Source organism: Novosphingobium sp. FW305-C-111 (assembly GCF_058783565.1).
Genome location: NZ_JBYSYP010000002.1, coordinates 303,599 through 321,679 on the forward strand (window position 1 = coordinate 303,599; position 18,081 = coordinate 321,679).

The window sequence follows — 18,081 nt, forward strand, 5'->3', positions numbered from 1 at the left end:
CAAGTGACTCACAAGGGCGAGCAGGCGGCGTCAAGCCACGCCCGGTCCGCGCCTGAAAGCTGGGCGCCGAGTACCTCCAGCACCTTCGTGTGGTATGCGTTCCACCAGTCGCGCTCCTCGGGCGACAGGAGAGCCGTCTCGACCAGGTTGCGGTCGATCGGCACGTGGGTCAGCGTCTCGAAGCCAAGGAATTCGCCCTCCGCCCCGGCGATTTCGCGGGGTTCGACGAGCACGAGATTCTCGATACGGATGCCGTATTCGCCGGTCTTGTAGTAGCCCGGTTCGTTCGAAAGGATCATGCCCGCGAGCAGTTCCTGGTCGGTCCCGGCCTGCCCGCCTGCCGACTTGGCGATGCGCTGCGGACCTTCGTGGACCGAGAGGAAGCTGCCGACCCCGTGGCCGGTGCCGTGCGCGTAGTCGAGCCCCGCCGCCCACAGGAATTGGCGGGCGAAGCTGTCGAGCTGGCTGCCCGCAGTCCCCTTCGGAAAGACCGCGCGGGCGAGCGCGATGTGACCCTTGAGAACGCGGGTGAAGCGGTCCTTGACCTCAGGCGGGGGCTCGCCTGGGCCGACCCAGACCGTGCGGGTGATGTCGGTGGTCCCGTCGGCGTACTGACCGCCCGAATCGACGAGATAGACGCTGTTCGGTTCGAGCTTGCGGTTGGTCTCCTCGCTCACCCGGTAGTGGACGACCGCGCCGTTGGGGCCGGCTCCGCTGATCGTGTCGAACGATAGGTCTTTCAGCAGACCGCCCTCGGCCCGGAACGCCTCGAGCCGCTCCGCTGCGCCGAGTTCGTCGACCGTGCCTCGCGGCGCCTCCTCGCCGAGCCAGCGCAGGAAGCGGCTGACGGCGGCACCATCGCGGGACTGGGCGGCGCGGTGACCCGCCTGTTCGGCGGCGTTCTTGATCGCCTTTGGCAGGACGCAGGGATCGCGCAGTTCGACGATCTCCGCGCCCGCATCCTCCAGCGCGGCGAAGATCGCGGCGACACTGCGCTCGGGATCCACGGCCACCCGCTTGCCGGCGAGGCCCTGCAGCGCGGGGACGAACCCGGTCCGCTCATGCAGCCGCACCGCGTTGCCGAGATGGGCGCGCAGGTCGGCGGTGACCTTTTCCTGCGCCATGAACAGGTCGGCGGTGCCATCGGCGTGAACCAGCGCAAAGGCCAGCGCGACCGGCGTGCGCTCCACGTCGCTTCCGCGCAGGTTGAACAGCCACGCCAGCGAATCGAGCGCGGAAATGACAGCGGCGTCGAGCTTGCGCGCCGCCAGCCATTCGCCAACCGCGCCGCGCTTGTCCTGGCTCGAGCGGCCGGCGAGTTCGGTGGGCTGGATCGTCGCCGGGGCCGCCGAGGGTTCGGGCCGGTCCTGCCACACCGCATCGACCGGGTTCGTCTCGACCGCGATGAGCTCTCCGCCGCGCTCTTCCAGCGCCTTCGCCACCGCACTTGCCCAAGGCTTGCCGTGCAGCCACGCATCGTAACCGATCCGCCCGCCTTCGGGCGCGTTCGCGGCGAGCCACTTCGCCACGCTCGTCTGGGGGACCGACTGGTACTCCCAGAATCGCCCATCGACCTGGTCGCGGACCTGCAGGGTGTAGCGCCCGTCGACAAAGATCGCGGCCTTGTCCTTCAGCACCACGGCTGTCCCGGCGGAGCCGCCGAAGCCGGTCAGCCATGCCAGCCGCTGGGCATAGCCGCCGACATATTCGCTCATGTGTTCGTCGGAGATCGGGATCACGAAGCCGTCGAGTCCAGCCCGCGCGAGTTCCTTGCGGAGCGCGTCGAGCCGGGCCTCATGGGTGTGCATCAGCATGGGTTGGTTGTCCTTGAAACCGGATGCCCGCCTTGCGGGGTGCGTGACCACAACATAGATGCGGGCGATGGACCTGACCACACCTCCTGTCGCCCTGAAGAAACCCCACAGCTTCTCCCACCACGGCCTTACCGTTTCCGACGACTATGCGTGGCTGCGCGATCCCGGCTACCCGGAGGTGACGGACGCGGAGGTGCTGGCGCACCTCGAAGCGGAAAACGCCTGGTTCGAGGCTCGGATGAAACCGCACCAGCCGCTGATCGACACGCTGTTCAAGGAGATGCGCGCCCGGATCAAGGAAGCCGACAGGTCGGTCCCCCAGAAGGACGGCGACTGGCTCTACTGGATCGAATACGAGGAAGGCGCCGAGTACAAGAAATGGTGGCGCAGGCCTGTCGCCGGCGGCGCAGACGAACTGATCCTCGACGAAGTGGCGCTGGCCGAGGGCAAGGAATACTTCCGGCTGGGCGCAATCTCCGTATCGGCCGACGGGACGAAGCTGGCGTGGTCGGTCGACGACAACGGCTCCGAACGGTTCACCGCGCGGATCAAGGTCATCGCCACCGGCGAAGTCCTGCCCGACGAAATCCCCGGCACGCTTTCCGGCCTCGTCTGGGTCGCGAACGACGCGGGCATCGTCTACTCGCTCGCCAACGAGCAGTGGCGGACGGACAACGCCCGGCTGCACTGGCTGGGCAAGCCTGTCGCCGAGGATATCGAGCTGTACCACGAGGACGACGAAGGCTTCCGCGTGTCGTCCTCGCTCTCGGCCAACGAAAAGTGGCTGATCGTCTCGACCGGCGACCATGAGACGAGCGAAGTCCGCCTGATCCCCGCCGCCGATCCGCTGGCCGCACCGCTGCTGGTCAAGCCGCGCACGGAAGGCGTCGAATACGACGTGGACGAACGCGGCGGCACGCTGTTCATCCACGCCAACGACACGCACGAGAACTTCCGTCTCGCCACCGCCTCGCTGGGCGATCCGGCCGAGTGGACGACCCTGATCGAAGGCACCGACGAATTCTACCTGACCGGGTTCGAGCTGTTCCGCGACTTCTACGTGACCGAGGGCAAGGTCCGCGGGCTCGACCGGATCGAGGTGCGCTATTACGACGATCCAGCGCAGGTCGAGCCGATCGCATTTCCCGAAGCGAGTTACGACGCGGGCCTTGCGGACAACCCCGAATGGGCGGTCACCAAGCTGCGCCTGAGCTACGAAAGCATGGTTAGCCCGGCATCGGTGCTGGACTACCACGTCGCCGACAAGCGGCTCGAAACCCTGAAGGTCCAGGAAATCCCCTCGGGTTACGACTCCGCTCTCTATGCGACCGAGCGGCTAGACGTGATCGCGCGCGACGGGACGATGGTTCCGGTTTCGCTGGTCTGGCGCAAGGACCGCGCACCCGGCGGGCCGCTGCATCTTTATGGCTATGGCGCTTACGGCATCTCCATCGAGCCGGGCTTCTCGACCTCGCGGCTGAGCCTGGTGGACCGCGGCTTCGTCTATGCCATCGCCCATATCCGCGGCGGCGACGACATGGGCCGGGCCTGGTACAAGGCCGGCAAGCTCGAGCGGCGGACTAACACCTTCAACGACTTCGTCGACGTGGCGAAGGCGCTGGTGGAGAAGGGCTACACCGCGCCGGGGCGTATCAGCATTTCAGGCGGCTCGGCCGGCGGCGAGCTGATGGGCGCGGTGATCAATTCCGACCCGGAGCTGTGGGGCGCGGTGGTCGCGCATGTGCCGTTCGTCGACGTGCTCAACACCATGCTCGACGAAAGCCTGCCGCTCACCCCCGGCGAATGGCCCGAATGGGGCAATCCGATCGAGGACAAGGCGGCGTTCGAGCTGATCCGCTCTTACTCGCCGTACGACCAGGTGTGCGCGCAGCCCTATCCGCCGCTGCTGGTGACGGCGGGGCTCAACGACCCGCGGGTGACGTACTGGGAGCCGGCCAAGTGGGTCGCGAAGCTGCGAGAGCTGCGGACCAACGACGCCGAATTGCTGCTCAAGACCAACATGGGCGCGGGCCACGGCGGCAAGTCGGGCCGGTTCGAGAGCCTCAAGGAAACGGCGGAAGAGTTCGCATTCATCCTGTGGCAGCTGGGGGGGGAAGCATGACACTGCCAATTCCCCTCCCGCATGCGGGAGGGGAGATATGAACCGCCACACGCTGACCTTCACCGCGCGGCCCGAGCACATCGACGAGCTTGGCCACGTCAACAACGCGGTGTGGCTCCAGTGGGTGCAGGACATTGCCGTTGCGCACTGGGAGGCGGTCGCCGCGCCCGGGCACAAGGCGGCCTACGTCTGGGTCGTGACCCGGCACGAGATCGATTATCGCGGCAACATCGCCGAGGGCGAGAGCGTTACCGCCGAGACCTTCATCCCCGAACCGCCGACCGGCGCGCGCTTCGATCGCTGCGTCGAGTTCCGCAACGCGGCGGGCAAGGTAATCGTCGCGGCGCGGACCACCTGGGCGATCCTCGACCGGGCCAGCGGCCGGATCCTGCGTGTGCCGAAGGACGTCGCCGCGCCGTTCCTGCCCTGAAGCGGCCCAGTGTGCTGGCAGGTCTCAGGGAAAGGTGAAGAGGTTCGGTTCGCCGGGCCGCAGGATCACCGCCGCGCCTGCGGGATCGGTTTCGACCATCCGCGCCAGCGTGGCATCGTCCGCCGGATTGGCGATGAACCGGCGGCCATCGGCGAGTTCGCCGAGAGCGATGCCCTTGACCGGCGCGCCCTTGGCCCAGACCACGGTATAGCCCGAAATGCGGCCCGGTCCCTCGGCGCGAGTGGCGACCTCGGCCTTGGCTGCGGCGTCGAGCCAGGCCTGCGTGTCCCGCGTGTCGAAGCCCGGCCACGCCCGCGGCTCGGCGGAGAGCACCGCCGCGCCGTACTTGGACTGGAACCCGCCGTTGACGCCGATCAGGCCATGTCCGCCGACGTCGCGCAGGCGCTCCACCATCGCGGCGATGCCGTGCATCGAATAGTTGTTACCGGGCCCGCCGAAGTACGGCAGCCCGCCCGTCGTGGTCAGCCCGCGCGGGTCTTCGGGCGATAGCCCGAGCCCGTCGATGGCGGCGTTGAACACCGGGACCGGGAAGCACGAATAGAATTCGAACGCCGCCATTGCATCGGCGGTCTGTTCGGCCGTCTCAAGGGCACTGGCGATGGCCGCGTTGGCGGCAGGGTAGGCGCCCACGTCCGGCCGTTCGAGGATCTCGCGTTCCTGCGCCAGCGCCGCGCCGTGGACGAAAATCCACTTGTCGCGCGGCACCCGCGCCCGTTCCGCCGCGGCGACCGAGAGGACTAGCACCGCTGCCCCCTGGTTGACCTGGTCGCGGGCAATGACCTTGAGCGGGAAGGGATCGACGACCAGGCGGTTGCGCTCGCTGACGGTCGCGATCTCCTCCGCGCTCATCGCCGGGGCGACCGTCGCGGAATGGGGGTTGGCCGCGGCGACCGCGCTGAACGGCGCGAACAGCCGTCCCATCTCGGCGGCGTAGGCGGCGCGCGACAGGCCCAGCCGGCCGCGCCGCGCGTTCTCCATGATGGCATAGGCGATCGGCGGGGTGACGATCCCGTGCGAGGCCGAGAGCGGCGAAAGCAGGCCTGCGCCCCCGAGCCCGCGGTCGTCGATTTCGCCCTCGAGGGTCTCCGCCCAGTCGCGGCTTTCCCCGCTGGTGGTGAGGTGGCGCACGGTCGAGATCGCCTCGGCCCCGAAGGCTATGCCGCCCTCGGCCTCGCCCGCCATGATCCGCTCGCCGATCTCCATGATCATCGCCAGCGGAGATTGCCCGCCCAGCTTGTCGAGAATCGCGCGCGGAGGCGTGATGCCGAGTCGCCTGGTCACAGCGAGCGGAAACTTGTCGGGTCGGCCGAACGGAACCTTCATCGCCTTCGAATCTTCGAACGTCCGGACCGCGGCGGCGATGCCGATCAGCGGCAGAATGGCCACGGAGTCCCCGGCATCGGCAATCGCCCGCTGCGCCGCCAGTGCGGCGAGATCTGCCGGGGACAAACCGCGATAGCCGGCCTCGTCGATCCGTTCGACCGACTGCCCGACACCGACGATGATCGGGGTCCGCGGGTCCAGTATCATGCCAGCGCATCTCCGCATTATTATACCCTGTGGTATATTGACGCGGGCAGGAGGGCGCAAGCTGCGATCAGAGCGGCGACGACGCAGGTTGACGACTGACGACAACAACCTTGCGCAACGCAAGATCGTACTGGACGGCTCACCGCGATTGTCGTTAGCTCCCGCCTCGATACCAGAGAGTATGGCGGAGAGAGCGATGACAAACTGCACCGCCGCGGTCGCGCGTGCTGCCGACGCGGACTTCACGATCGAGGAACTGCAGATCGAGCAGCCTCGCGCAGGCGAGGTGCTTGTGCGGATTGCGGGCGTCGGCCTGTGCCATACCGACCTCGTCTTCCGTGACCAGGTTGCCGAATTTCCCAAGCCGGTCGTGCTTGGTCACGAGGGCGCGGGGACTATCGAGGCGGTCGGCGAGGGCGTCGAGGGGCTTGCCGTCGGCGACGCGGTGGTGGTCGGCTTCTCCAGTTGCGGGGGATGTCCGCGCTGCGCCGAGGACCTGCCGACTTATTGCCACCACTTCCCTCCGCTCAATTACGCGGGAATGCGGCTGGAGGATGGTTCGACCGCGCTTTCGAAGGACGGCGAGCGGATCGCCTCGCACTTTTTCGGCCAGTCCTCGTTCGCGACGCACGCGATCACGCGGGCGCGCAACGTGGTCAAGGTCGGGGGCGCGACCGACCTGCCGCTCGAACTGCTTGGTCCGCTCGGCTGTGGGCTGATGACCGGAGCGGGCGCGGTGATGCATTCGATGGACTGCAAAGCCGGTTCCAGCCTCGTAGTATTCGGCGGCGGGCCGGTCGGTCTCGCCGCGATCATGGCCGGGCGCATCCGCGAGTGCGCGCAGGTCATCCTTGTCGAGCCGCTGGCCGAGCGGCGGCAGGTCGCACTGGAACTGGGGGCGACCCACGTGATCGACCCGGTCGCCGGCCCGGTCGCCGAGGCCATCCGTGCGGTGGTGCCCGTGGGCGCCGATGCGATCCTCGATACCTCCGGCGTGGTTGCGGTGATCGATGCGGGGCTGGCCAGTCTCTCGCCGCACGGGGTGATCGGGCTGGTCGGGGTTCCGCGCGATCCCGCCGCGTCGATCACCTTCAGCATCAGCCAGGTCATGACCTTCGGCCACCGGATCATCGGGATCATCGAAGGCGACAGCGTGCCGCAGGAGTTCATCCCCGAACTGCTGGCCCATCACGCCGCTGGGCGCTTCCCGTTCGACCGGCTGATCCGCACCTTCCCGCTGAACCAGATCAACGAGGCGATCGCCGCGCAGGCCCGGGGGGATTGCATCAAGGTCGTGCTCGTGCCCTGATCGGGCAACAAGAGAATCACCGTAGGCTGGACACACCGGCAGGAGAGGCAACATGGATTTCGACGGCAACTATCGCATGCTCATCGACGGTGAACTGGTCGGAGCTGCCGCCAGCTTCGACGTGCTCAACCCCGCGACCGAGGAAGTGATCGCCAGCGTTCCCGACGCCTCGCCGGAGGACCTTGATCGGGCGGTGGCCGCCGCACGCACCGCGTTCCCCGGCTGGGCGGCCACGCCGATCGAGCAGCGCAAGGAAAAGCTGGTGGCGCTCGCCAATGCGATCTGGGGCAATGCCGAGGCGTTCGCCCGGCTGCTCACCCAGGAGCAGGGCAAGCCGGTCGCCGAGGCCCAGGGAGAGATCATGGGCGCGGGCTTCTGGCTGCAGGCCAGCACCAGCCTCGACCTGCCGGTCCACGTCAACGAAGACAGCGACGAGCGCTATTCGATCACCCGCCACGTGCCGCTGGGGGTGGTCGGGGCCATCGCGCCGTGGAACTTCCCGATGATCCTGGCGATGTTCAAGGTCGCGCCGGGGCTCCTTGCCGGGAACACGATGGTGCTCAAGCCGTCGCCGTTCACGCCGCTGTGCACGCTTAAGTTCGCCGAACTGGCGAACGAAATCCTCCCGGCCGGCGTGCTCAACGTCATCACCGGCGGCGATGCGCTGGGCCCCTGGATGACCAGCCATCCAGGGTTCGACAAGATCAGCTTCACTGGCTCTTCCGCCACCGGTCGCCGGGTCATGGCCTCGGCCGCGCCGACGCTGAAGCGCGTCACGCTCGAGCTCGGCGGCAACGACGCCGCAATCGTCCTGCCCGACGTCAACGTGGAGGAAGTGGCCGAGAAGCTGTTCTGGGCAGCCTTCACCAACAACGGCCAGATCTGCATCGCGACCAAGCGGATGTACATTCACAAGGATGTCTACGAGCCGCTGCGCGACGCGATCGTCGCCTATGCGAAGACGGTCAAGGTCGGCGACGGCTCGCAGCAGGGGACCCAGATCGGGCCGATCAACAACAAGCAGCAGTACGACCGTGTCCTCGACCTGATCCAGGACGCCAGGGACAAGGGCTACAAGTTCCTGATGGGCGGCGAGAAGGCCGACGTGCCGGGCTATTTCATTCCGATCACGATCCTCGACAACCCGCCGGAAGATTCGCGGATCGTCCAGGAAGAGCAGTTCGGCCCGGTTCTGCCGCTGATCCGGTACGACGATTTCGACGATGTCATCGCCCGCGCCAACGCCACCGACTATGGCCTCGGCGGTTCGATCTGGAGCGCTGACGACGACAAGGCCTTCGCCCTCGCCGAGCGGGTCCAGTCCGGCACGGTCTGGGTCAACGAAACCCAGCATCTTTCGCCGCTCGCGGCGTTCGGCGGGATGAAGCAGTCGGGCGTCGGCGTCGAAGGCGGTCTGGAAGGGCTGCTTGAATACACCAGCGCGCAGACGCTGGTGCGGCGCAAGAAGGCTGCCGCCAGCGCCTGAATCGTGCCGGGGACGCAGCGGGAAAGCCCGCGCGTCCCGCCACGGCCGAACTGACCCGGTGGAGGATGCCATGGACTGGAATTTCGGCGACATTGCCGACGCAATCGACGCCGCCATCGATCCCGATGCCCTTGCCTATGCCCATGGCCACCGGCGCATTACCTGGGGCGAAAGCGCCGCCCGGTCGAACCGGCTCGCCCGCGCCTTCCTCGCAGCCGCGCAGATCGGCGACAAGGTCGGCTTCTACATGCGTAACCAGCCGGCCTACATGGAGACCGCGACCGCGTGCTTCAAAGCCCGGCTGGCGCACGTCAACGTCAACTACCGCTACCGGCCCGACGAAGTCGCCTACATCGTCGAGAATTCCGACGCGGCGATCCTCGTCTATGATGCTGCCTTCCGCGAAACGGTCGCCGAGATCCGCGGGCGCCTGCCGCTGGTGAAGCTCTACGTCGAGGTGGGCGGCGGCGACTTGCGCGCGCCTTTCGCGGCCGATTACGAAGAACTGGCAAATTCCGGCGAGGGCACGGCGCTCGGCATCGAGCGGTCCGGCGACGACCTCTTCTTCCTCTACACCGGCGGCACCACCGGCATGCCCAAGGGCGTGATGTGGCCGCACAAGGAACTGCGCGCCGCGCAGCTCGAGGCCCAGCGCAAGACGGGCACGAACTGCGAGTCGCTGGAGGAACTGGTCGCCGCGCTGCGCGCCAATGGTCCTTCCGCGCCGTTCCTCCCGGCCTGTCCGCTGATGCACGGCACCGGTTATTTCCTGGCCGTCGGCGCGATGACCACCGGCTCGGCGGTGGTGACGCTGGAACACCCGTCCTTCGATCCGCACGAACTTTGGGCAGCGGTCGATCGCCACAAGGTCGGCACGATCGCCATCGTCGGCGATGCCTTCGCCAAGCCAATGCTGCGCGCACTGGAAGAACGCCCTGACCACTACGACTTGTCCAGCGTGATCGCGATCTGCTCTTCGGGGGTGATGTGGAGCGTGGAGACCAAGCGCGCGTTGCTCCGCTACATGCCGCAGGCGATGCTGTCCGACGGGTTCGGTTCCTCGGAGGCGGTCGGCTTCGGCAGTTCGGTCATGACCGCCGACGGCGAGGTCCAGACCGCCCGCTTCGAGATCGGCGAGCGTTGCAAGATCTTCGACGAGAACGACGATGAGATCGCCCCGGGCAGCGGCCAAGCCGGCATCATCGGCATCGCCCCGCCGATCCCGCTTGGCTATTACAAGGACCCGGCCAAGACCGCCTCGACATTCCGCACCATCCGCGGCGTACGCTACGCGCTGCCGGGCGACTGGTGCCGGGTGGAAGCTGACGGCACGCTGACGCTGATGGGCCGCGGCAGCACCACCATCAACTCGGCGGGCGAGAAGATTCATCCCGAGGAAGTCGAGGAGGCGCTGAAGGCGCACCCCGCCGTGGACGACGCGCTGGTCATTGGTGTTCCGGACGAGAAATTCGGCAGCGCGGTCGTCGCCGTCATCGTCCCTTCACCGGGCGCGGCCTTCGACGAGTCCGCCCTGCGCAGTCACGTCCGCGAACGGCTTGCCCCCTACAAGGCGCCGAAGCGGGTGTTCGTGGCCGACGGAATCGCGCTGCGCGCACCCAATGGCAAGGCGGACTACAAGACAGCCGGCGAGTTCGCCCGGAAAATGGCCGCGGCCTGACCGTCAGGCGCGCCGCGCCCCGACCAGCCGCAGCGCATACTCCTCGAGCGTTTCAATCGCGTGGGCGCGACTCTCGGGCGTGGCGCGCTTGTACCAGAAGGTGATGAACACGATGAGCCCGTTGACCGAACTGGCGGCGATCGCGGGATCCTCGAGCTGGAATTCGCCTGCCGCAGTGCCCTCCTTGATCAGGGCGCGGAGCCGTTTGTCGAGCTGGGCGCGGTATTCGGCAAGGCGCACCACGTCGGCCTCGCGCAGGTGTGCGCCCTCGTACTGGTACACCTTAACATAGGGGCCCTGGTCGATCACCACCGCTGCGAACCGGCGGACGTAATCGGCCAACCGCTCGGTCGCGCTGCCGGGGCCGGCCAGGGCCGCCTCGAGCGCCGCCTCGGTCAGGGTGAGGCTGCGTTCGCAGATGGCGGCCAGCAGGTCCGCCTTGTCCTTGTACCGATAATAGACGAACGGCTTGGTCGCGCCGAGGCTGGCCGCCACGCGTTCCATCGAGCAACCCTTGTAGCCGAGCTCGCTGAACAGCTGCGCCGCCTTGGCGAGGATCGCTTCGGCGTTGTCGTCGATCTCCGTCGCGGTTGTCGCCCCGGTTTCGGCAATCGCTTGGCTCATCGGAATTGGTTTCCCCTGGTTCGGCCATGGTGCCGCTACGGCATCTCAATAATCGGGCTTTGCGCGAGTTGCAAACTGGCCAGTATAATTCGCGCGGAAGGCTTACGTCCGGCGTTGACACCGCCCCGCCCCCCGGCTAATCGCGCGCTCCTACCCGGCGCGAGGCCCTTTGCCCCGCGCTCCCGTGCCCAGATGGCGGAATTGGTAGACGCACCGTCTTCAGGTGGCGGCGCTGGTAACGGCGTGGAGGTTCGAGTCCTCTTCTGGGCACCATTTTTCTTTCCGGACGCATCCGCAAGCGTCCGGAAAAATCCAAGAAATCAAAGGCTTTTCGCGGATCTGGCGTCCACCGCCATCCGGCTGAAATCGTTGCAATTGACGGTATCCGACGGTATTTTTGACGGTATCGAAACCGGCAAAAGGTGGCTTCATGCTTACCGATCTGGCAGTCCGAAAGGCAGTCGCGCGCGACAAGCCCTACAAGCTCTCTGACGGGGGCGGCCTGTACCTGCTGGTCACCAAGGCCGGTCAGCGGTGCTGGCGGGTCGACTATCGCTTTGGAGAAAAGCGAGCGACAGCCGCGCTGGGCGTCTATCCGACCGTCACCCTCGCCGAGGCGCGCGCCAAACGGCTGGAGATCAAGAAACAGATCGCAGAGGGCATCAATCCCGCCGCCAAGCGCAAGATCGACAAGATCACCGGCCCGCTTGCCAATGTGAACAGCTTCAGGGCCGTGGCCGAAGAGTGGCTCGACAAGGTCCGACGTGAGGGTCGTGCCGATGTGACCGTCGGCAAGCTGACCTGGCTGCTCGAATTCGCCTACCCCATTATCGGAGACCGCAAGGTCGGCGAGATCAAGGCGCCCGAACTGCTCGCCGTCCTGCGCGCTGTCGAAAAGCGCGGCCATTACGAAACCGCACGAAGGCTGCGCAGCACCTGCGGGCAGGTATTCCGCTATGCCATCGCCACCGGCCGCGCCGACCGGGACGTTTCAGCAGACCTGCGCGGCGCACTGATCGTGCCCAAGGTGACGCACCGTGCCGCCATCACCACACCGAAGGAAGCGGGCGAACTGCTGCGCGCGATCGACGCCTATTCAGGCTATCCGGTCACTCACGCAGCGCTGCGGCTGGCTCCCTATGTCTTCGTGCGCCCTGGCGAACTGCGGCAGGCCGAATGGAGCGAGTTCGACTTCACCCGCAACATATGGACCATCGCCGCCGACAAGACCAAGATGCGCGTCGCGCACCGTGTGCCGCTCAGCCGTCAGGTCCTTGCCATACTGGAAGAGCTGCGCGAGATCAGCGGCAACCGCCGCTACCTGTTCCCCGCCCAAGGCAAGCGCGACCGGCCGATGTGTGAAAACACGATCAACCTCGCGCTGCGTCGTATGGGATTCGATGGCACCACGATGACCGCGCACGGCTTCCGCGCCATGGCCAGCACGCTTCTGAACGAACAGGGCCGCTGGAATCCCGACGCAATCGAGCGCCAGCTTGGCCATGCCGAGACCGATGACGTCCGCCGCGCCTATGCGCGCGGTGAGCACTGGGATGAGCGGATCAGGATGATGCAGAGCTGGGCGGACTACCTCGACCAGCTCAGGTCCGGTGCAAAGGTGCTGCAAGGCAGCTTTCGCAAGCCGCCTGCTGCCTCGAGCGCGGGCCTTGGTTGATCCTGCTGTATCGCTCAGGATCTGGTCGCCTATCTGCTCAGCTAGCGAATTCCGCATCAAGGTAGGCCTTGACGCGCCGCATACCTGCGAGGCCATCTGCCAGCATGAGATCAAGTGCGCTGGCTCCATCAAAGGCCTCGTTATGTGCACCTATCCACCGCGCGGCTCTATCGCTGTCAGCGAATATGCTTCGCAATGCGTAATGGATGCCGAGTAGCGCTGCGGCCCGCCCTTCGCCGTTGAGAAGCCGCTCGGCTGCTTCATCTTGAACGCCCCAGCGCGCGACCAATACAGCGGCCGCCCGCGTCATGGCCAGTATTTCGTCATCGTCGTATTGAGCGCTGGCGATCGACATGGACAGATCCACTGACTTCGACGCGCCCTCGATAGCACGGAACGTCCGCCCTGGCCACCAATCAACTTACCGAGCGGTAAGAATATTCGGATGGGCCTCAAGATCAAGGAGCTTCCTTCCCGATCGGGAAGAAATGCCCTTGAAACTCTACAGCACATATGAGAACTTCCCGATCGGTAAGACTGACATGATCGAAAACGCAACCCAATTCGGCGCAGCCGTCGCCTCGGCCCGCAAGGCCCTTGGTCTTACCCAGCGGGAGCTGGCGCTCGCGATCAATAGCGGCGAACGCTTCATCGTCGATCTGGAAGCTGGGAAGCCCACCGCCCAGCTCGGCAAGGCACTCGCCGCCGCAAAGGCAGTCGGCCTGCGGCTCACCGCAACCGGCATTTCGCAGGCCTGACGGTGGACCTTCCGGTTCATTACGAAGACCGCCTGGTTGCCAGGATCAGCGCCGACGCGCAGGCCACCCGCCTTGCCTATGCGGATGCGTGGCGTTCATCCGCTGAGAGCTTCCCGATCTCGCTGGCCATGCCGATCAGGCCAGAACCCTATGACGGGGACCAGGTCCTTCCCTGGCTGATGAACCTCCTGCCGGAGGGCGAACCGCTGCGCGCAATGACGCGAGCACTAGGCGCTGCACCGGAGGACGCACTGGGCCTGATCGCGCAGACCGGCAACGATCTGGCAGGTGCGCTCAGCATCGCTCCGCAGCAGCCGCGCGGCAAGCCCGGCTATCGCACGATCCCGGATGCCGACGCACTGGAGCGGATCATCGAGGAACTGCCAGCGCGGCCATTCCTGGTCGGCGAGGACGGCGTCTCGATGAGCCTTGCCGGCGCGCAGGAAAAGCTGCCGGTAGCAGTCATCGACAGCCAGATCGCGGTGCCGATCAACGGCGCGCCATCCACCCACATCCTCAAGCCCGACAATCCACGCCTGCCCGGCAGCGTCCAGAATGAGGCGCTGTGCATGGTTCTCGCTCGCAGGATCGGTCTCAATGTCGCGCCGGTGACCACAGGCGTTGCGGGGGAGCACAGCTACCTGCTGGTCGAGCGCTATGACCGGGCGGGTACCGGCAACAATGTGCGCCGCCTGCATCAGGAGGATTTCTGTCAGGCACTCGGCCGCCCGCCTGCCGCCAAGTATGAATTCAACGGCACCGGAACGCGCGGCCCCTCGATCGCAGACATGTTCGCGGTTGTCCGCCAACATATGACGGCGCGCGACATCACCCGGCTGCTGGACGCCGTGATCTTCAATATCGCAATCGGCAACGTGGACTCCCACGCGAAGAACTACTCGATCCTGCTCGGCCCAGGTGCCCCGCAGCTTGCCCCGCTCTACGACCTGATGTCGGGCCTCGCCTGGACCAACATCACCCAGAACCACGCCCAGGCCATCGGCGGGCAACGCCGCTGTCGGCACATCTACGGCCGCCACTGGCGCCGCATGGCCGAAGCCGCAGGCCTTGCAGCGCGGGGAACGGTGCAGAGGGTGGAGCAGGTGACGGCACGGTTGCTGCGCGAACTGACTTTAGCGGTCGAGGAGGTGGCGGCGATGCCAGCTGGTTCCTCGATGCTGGAAGTCTTCGCAAAGGAGATTGAGGAACGGGCAACAGAGGTCCGAGTGCATGCAGGACAGGAAGGTGCACCAGAAGCAAGCGGCGCCGTGGATGAGGCACCTGCATTGGGAGGCTCGGCATATGGTCAATAATATCTGGCTACCCGCGTCCTGGTCAGGCCCTGCGATATCGGTTAGCTGAGATAAGGTGGCTGAAGATTGGACCGAATCCGAAATTGACGCGGTTGTCGCCGACTACTTCGGAATGCTTGGCGACGAGCTTGCGGGTCGTCCTTTTGTAAAGCTCGCGCGCTATCGCAGCCTTGCCGAACGAATCCCGCGAAACATCAAATCGATCGAGCGCAAGCACCAGAACATCAGCGCGATCATGATTGGCTTTGGTCAGCCATGGGTTACAGGCCTTAAGCCAGCCAAGCATTATCAGAATGCGTTGGCAGATGGAGTGTTGCGCTGGCTTGATCAACGACCCGATTGGCTTGAACCAAAGGTTCAATCTGACGAAGCCCGCCATGTCCGTGAAATGCCATCTCTGTGGATTGGGCCTCCGCCGACGCATCAGAATGAACCACCATTGATAGATCCGACCGTCATGGCCGCAATCGGCAAGAAGTATGATGTGGCGGAACGCGATGCCCGGAACAGGCGGCTGGGCAAGGCTGGTGAAGAGTTGATCCTGCATCACGAGCGCCAATCGCTCTTGCAGGCTGGAAGAGACGATCTTGCCGATAAAGTGCGCTGGACCGCCGTGCAGGACGGCGATGGCTATGGCTTCGACATTGCCAGCTTCGAACCCGATGGCCGTGAGCGCCTGATCGAAGTGAAGACGACCAACGGTTGGGAACGCACTCCTTTTCACATCAGCCAGAATGAAATCGCGGTCGCAGAAACCCGCCGTGATGAATGGCACCTCGTAAGGGTATGGAATTTTGCTCGCCGCCCAAAAGCCTTCAGCCTTCGCCCCCCACTATCGGCGCACATCGAACTGACGCCAACAAGCTTTCTTGCGGCGCTCAGATAGCCGACGGTTCAGACTGGCATTTCCTCGTAAACCAAGCGATCGACATTGCTGCTTCGAAACGTTTCAGTGCTGGCTCAGGCTCTCGCGCCAAACTAAAGGTTTACGAAAGGGTGAGCCAGGACTGAGCCGATCATCTTAGCCCAAGCACGATGGTGATCTACGTCATCCCCTGCGGCCGTAGTCCGCGTCGACCACGTGTTGCGGCCGGTACCGCTTGGATAGAATTTCAATCTGCTCCTTCCCCTGACAGAACAATTTCAGCATAGTTGCGAGAAGTTACGGAGTGTGGGGCATGCAAGCAAATCCGCGTACAATCGATGATCTATTCAATGCACAGTCGCGGTACATCGTGCCCATGTTCCAGCGCCTCTACGTTTGGAACGAGGACCCTCAATGGAAAACCCTGTGGGAGGACATCGCCGAAAAGGCATGCCTCCAACTGGACGGGACCAAGACCAATGCTCACTACCTTGGCGCATTGATTATCGAAGGGGTCAAGCCGACTTCCTCCAGAGAGGTGAAACGTCTCCTCGTCATCGATGGGCAGCAGCGACTGACCACATTGCAGCTAATGCTCTGTGCTTTCCGGGATTTTGCGCGCAGCAAGGAATGGAAAACGCTCGACCGTACAACCACGCGATATCTCGAAAACGCCGACGCCGATGTCATGGAAAAACCGGACGAGGAGGTTTTCAAACTCTGGCCGACCCAGCTCAATCGGGAGGTATTTTCTGATATCATCAAGGCAGGTAGCAAAGCTGAAGTTGAGAAGAAATACCCGCTGATCCGCTTACCGCGAAAGCGAAAGCCGGAACCACGCTCAAACCTCGTTGAAGGATATCTGTACTTCTACCGCGAGGTTTCGAACTGGATCGCCGCCGAGGCAGCAAAGCGTGAGCCGAAATCCGAGGAAGACTGCGCGTTCTCCCTGTTACAGGCCATTAAGCAGGATTTTTGTGTCGTCGAAATTTCTCTGTCGGACGGCGACGACAGCCAGGAGATTTTCTATTCCCTGAATTCGCAAGGGCGACCACTCTCGCAATCCGACTTGCTGCGCAGCTTAATCTTTATGCGGGCCGAGAAAGAACAGGCCGACCGCGATAAGCTTTTCGCTGACTTCTGGGGCAAGTTCGAAACCGGCTTCTGGAGCTTCGAGGTCAAACGAGGCGGCAGAACATATTCCCGCCTCGACCTTGCTCTCCGTCATTTCCTCTCGGTCAAGAAAGCCGAACTGGTAGACGCCCGGCGCGTGAACGAAGAATATAAGCGCTGGATCGGGGTTAATCCGCCGCGCTACGCTTCGGTTCGGGATGAGCTGGCAGACTTCAGCCGATACGCAGACGTGTTCCAGGAATGCGAAAGCGCCACAGGCCAGAAGCTAAAGAGCACCAGTATCGTTCGCGTCATCCGTGACTTCGACGTTTCGACGGCGATCCCGTTGCTCCTTTTCCTGCGGCTTGAAGCAGGGCTGACCCCCGAGCAGTTGGAAGAATGCCTGAGCGTGATGCAATCCTATATCGTGCGGCGGGCGTTTCTCGGGGAGGAGACCAAGGAATACAACAAGATGTTCCTTGAGGTGATCGGCGATATTGCGACGCGACGCGGTGCCGACGTGCTCCCGGCCCTGACCGCAAAGTTGTTGTTGGGACGCGGTACCACGCGCGCCTGGCCTTCAGACAAGCGGGTGAATGAAGCCGCCATGCGAAAGCCGATCTACAAGGACATGAAGCAGCCTGCCCTGCGGCTGGTCCTGGAACGGCTTGAGCTCGGCTTGCGGGGCAAGAAGAGCGAAGACGAGGAGATGGCGGACGGATTGCAAATCGAGCATGTCATGCCGCAAAAGTGGTGGACGCACTGGCCGCTCGATGGCCAGACCCTGAAGCGCGACATTTCGGATTGGTGGATTACGCCGACGGAAGAGGAAAAGCCGCTGGTGGAAGCCGCCCGCGCGCGTTCTGCGGCTGCCCAGACCCTCGGCAACCTCAGCTTGCTGAACAAATATGCCAACCCCGCCGCCAGCAACGGGCCGTTCAACTTGAAGCTGGCGGAATACGGCCACTCCGTGCTGCGCTTGAACCGCTACTTCGACAAGGTCCAGCAATGGGACGAGGCGGCCATAGGGAGGCGAAGTCGGGAATTGGCCGAGCTCTTCTGCAGGCTCTATCCGCGCCCCGCAGCCGAGGGCGATGATGTGAGCATCATCTGAAGCTGCCTACGAGCTCCATCCCGATCTTTCATCTCAATCCATAACTTGCCGACAATCCGGACTCGAGATTGATGCTCCTTTGAGAGCGGACGAAACTACCCTTGACGCCACCACGCCATAGAATAATTTGATCACTATATGTTCTCCTATTGTGTGGATCGGCGTGCAAAAAGGACCCCGTTAGCGGGGTGATCGGCGTCTAAAAGGGACCCCTCATTTCGATGGTTTA

At 64.6% G+C, this 18,081-nt stretch carries 14 protein-coding genes and 1 tRNA gene; 11 read left to right on the forward strand and 4 right to left on the reverse strand.

Going from position 1 to position 18,081, the window contains the following annotated elements; all coding sequences use genetic code 11:
• Positions 1 to 8: 8 nt before the first annotated feature.
• Entirely contained in the window at positions 9 to 1,808 is a 1,800-nt protein-coding gene (locus AC3WLD_RS04010; RefSeq protein ID WP_492555654.1) for an aminopeptidase P family protein, read from the reverse strand.
• A gap of 64 nt (positions 1,809 to 1,872) precedes the next feature.
• On the opposite strand from AC3WLD_RS04010, the gene AC3WLD_RS04015 reads away from it, so the two are divergent.
• Both AC3WLD_RS04015 and AC3WLD_RS04020 read left to right on the forward strand, forming a co-directional pair.
• Complete coding sequence (locus AC3WLD_RS04015) at positions 1,873 to 3,936, forward strand: S9 family peptidase (RefSeq protein WP_492555630.1); 2,064 nt, start codon at positions 1,873 to 1,875, stop codon at positions 3,934 to 3,936.
• Positions 3,937 to 3,973: 37 nt separating this feature from the next.
• Positions 3,974 to 4,366 (forward strand): acyl-CoA thioesterase, encoded by a 393-nt coding sequence (locus tag AC3WLD_RS04020; RefSeq protein WP_492555631.1) that lies wholly within the window; start codon positions 3,974 to 3,976, stop codon positions 4,364 to 4,366.
• 24 nt (positions 4,367 to 4,390) lie between these two features.
• Here AC3WLD_RS04020 and AC3WLD_RS04025 read toward each other — a convergent pair whose 3' ends face one another.
• Positions 4,391 to 5,917: an acetyl-CoA acetyltransferase gene (locus AC3WLD_RS04025; protein ID WP_492555632.1), complete on the reverse strand. Its 1,527-nt coding sequence runs from the start codon at positions 5,915 to 5,917 to the stop codon at positions 4,391 to 4,393.
• Between the two features lie 196 nt (positions 5,918 to 6,113).
• On the opposite strand from AC3WLD_RS04025, the gene AC3WLD_RS04030 reads away from it, so the two are divergent.
• The 3 genes from AC3WLD_RS04030 to AC3WLD_RS04040 all read left to right on the forward strand — a co-directional run bounded on the left by AC3WLD_RS04030 (position 6,114) and on the right by AC3WLD_RS04040 (position 10,390).
• A complete protein-coding gene (locus AC3WLD_RS04030) occupies positions 6,114 to 7,226 on the forward strand; it encodes an NAD(P)-dependent alcohol dehydrogenase (RefSeq protein ID WP_492555633.1) in 1,113 nt (370 codons plus the stop codon).
• 52 nt (positions 7,227 to 7,278) lie between these two features.
• Entirely contained in the window at positions 7,279 to 8,712 is a 1,434-nt protein-coding gene (locus AC3WLD_RS04035; protein WP_492555634.1) for an aldehyde dehydrogenase family protein, read from the forward strand.
• Positions 8,713 to 8,782: 70 nt separating this feature from the next.
• Positions 8,783 to 10,390, forward strand: a complete 1,608-nt coding sequence (locus tag AC3WLD_RS04040; protein ID WP_492555635.1) for an acyl-CoA synthetase — start codon at positions 8,783 to 8,785, stop codon at positions 10,388 to 10,390.
• 3 nt (positions 10,391 to 10,393) lie between these two features.
• Here the strand turns inward: AC3WLD_RS04040 and AC3WLD_RS04045 are convergent, their stop codons facing one another.
• Positions 10,394 to 11,014, reverse strand: a complete 621-nt coding sequence (locus AC3WLD_RS04045) for a TetR/AcrR family transcriptional regulator (RefSeq protein ID WP_492555636.1) — start codon at positions 11,012 to 11,014, stop codon at positions 10,394 to 10,396.
• 186 nt (positions 11,015 to 11,200) lie between these two features.
• Here AC3WLD_RS04045 and AC3WLD_RS04050 point away from each other — a divergent pair.
• Both AC3WLD_RS04050 and AC3WLD_RS04055 read left to right on the forward strand, forming a co-directional pair.
• Positions 11,201 to 11,287 (forward strand) — tRNA-Leu (locus AC3WLD_RS04050).
• Between the two features lie 157 nt (positions 11,288 to 11,444).
• On the forward strand, positions 11,445 to 12,689 hold the full coding sequence (locus tag AC3WLD_RS04055) for a tyrosine-type recombinase/integrase (RefSeq protein ID WP_492555637.1): 1,245 nt from the start codon (positions 11,445 to 11,447) through the stop codon (positions 12,687 to 12,689).
• Between the two features lie 37 nt (positions 12,690 to 12,726).
• On the opposite strand, the gene AC3WLD_RS04060 is transcribed toward AC3WLD_RS04055, so the two are convergent.
• Complete coding sequence (locus AC3WLD_RS04060; RefSeq protein WP_492555638.1) at positions 12,727 to 13,044, reverse strand: MbcA/ParS/Xre antitoxin family protein; 318 nt, start codon at positions 13,042 to 13,044, stop codon at positions 12,727 to 12,729.
• Between the two features lie 139 nt (positions 13,045 to 13,183).
• Here AC3WLD_RS04060 and AC3WLD_RS04065 point away from each other — a divergent pair, with 139 nt between their 5' ends.
• The 4 genes from AC3WLD_RS04065 (at position 13,184) to AC3WLD_RS04080 (ending at position 17,852) form a co-directional block, all read left to right on the forward strand.
• On the forward strand, positions 13,184 to 13,447 hold the full coding sequence (locus AC3WLD_RS04065) for a helix-turn-helix domain-containing protein (protein WP_492555639.1): 264 nt from the start codon (positions 13,184 to 13,186) through the stop codon (positions 13,445 to 13,447).
• Positions 13,448 to 13,449: 2 nt separating this feature from the next.
• Positions 13,450 to 14,760 (forward strand): type II toxin-antitoxin system HipA family toxin, encoded by a 1,311-nt coding sequence (locus tag AC3WLD_RS04070; protein WP_492555640.1) that lies wholly within the window; start codon positions 13,450 to 13,452, stop codon positions 14,758 to 14,760.
• Positions 14,761 to 14,815: 55 nt separating this feature from the next.
• A complete protein-coding gene (locus tag AC3WLD_RS04075; protein WP_492555641.1) occupies positions 14,816 to 15,646 on the forward strand; it encodes a protein NO VEIN domain-containing protein in 831 nt (276 codons plus the stop codon).
• A 292-nt stretch (positions 15,647 to 15,938) separates the two neighbouring features.
• Positions 15,939 to 17,852 carry a DUF262 domain-containing protein gene (locus AC3WLD_RS04080; RefSeq protein ID WP_492555642.1) on the forward strand — a complete coding sequence of 638 codons (1,914 nt, stop codon included), beginning with the start codon at positions 15,939 to 15,941 and terminating at the stop codon, positions 17,850 to 17,852.
• The last annotated feature ends 229 nt before the right edge of the window (positions 17,853 to 18,081 follow it).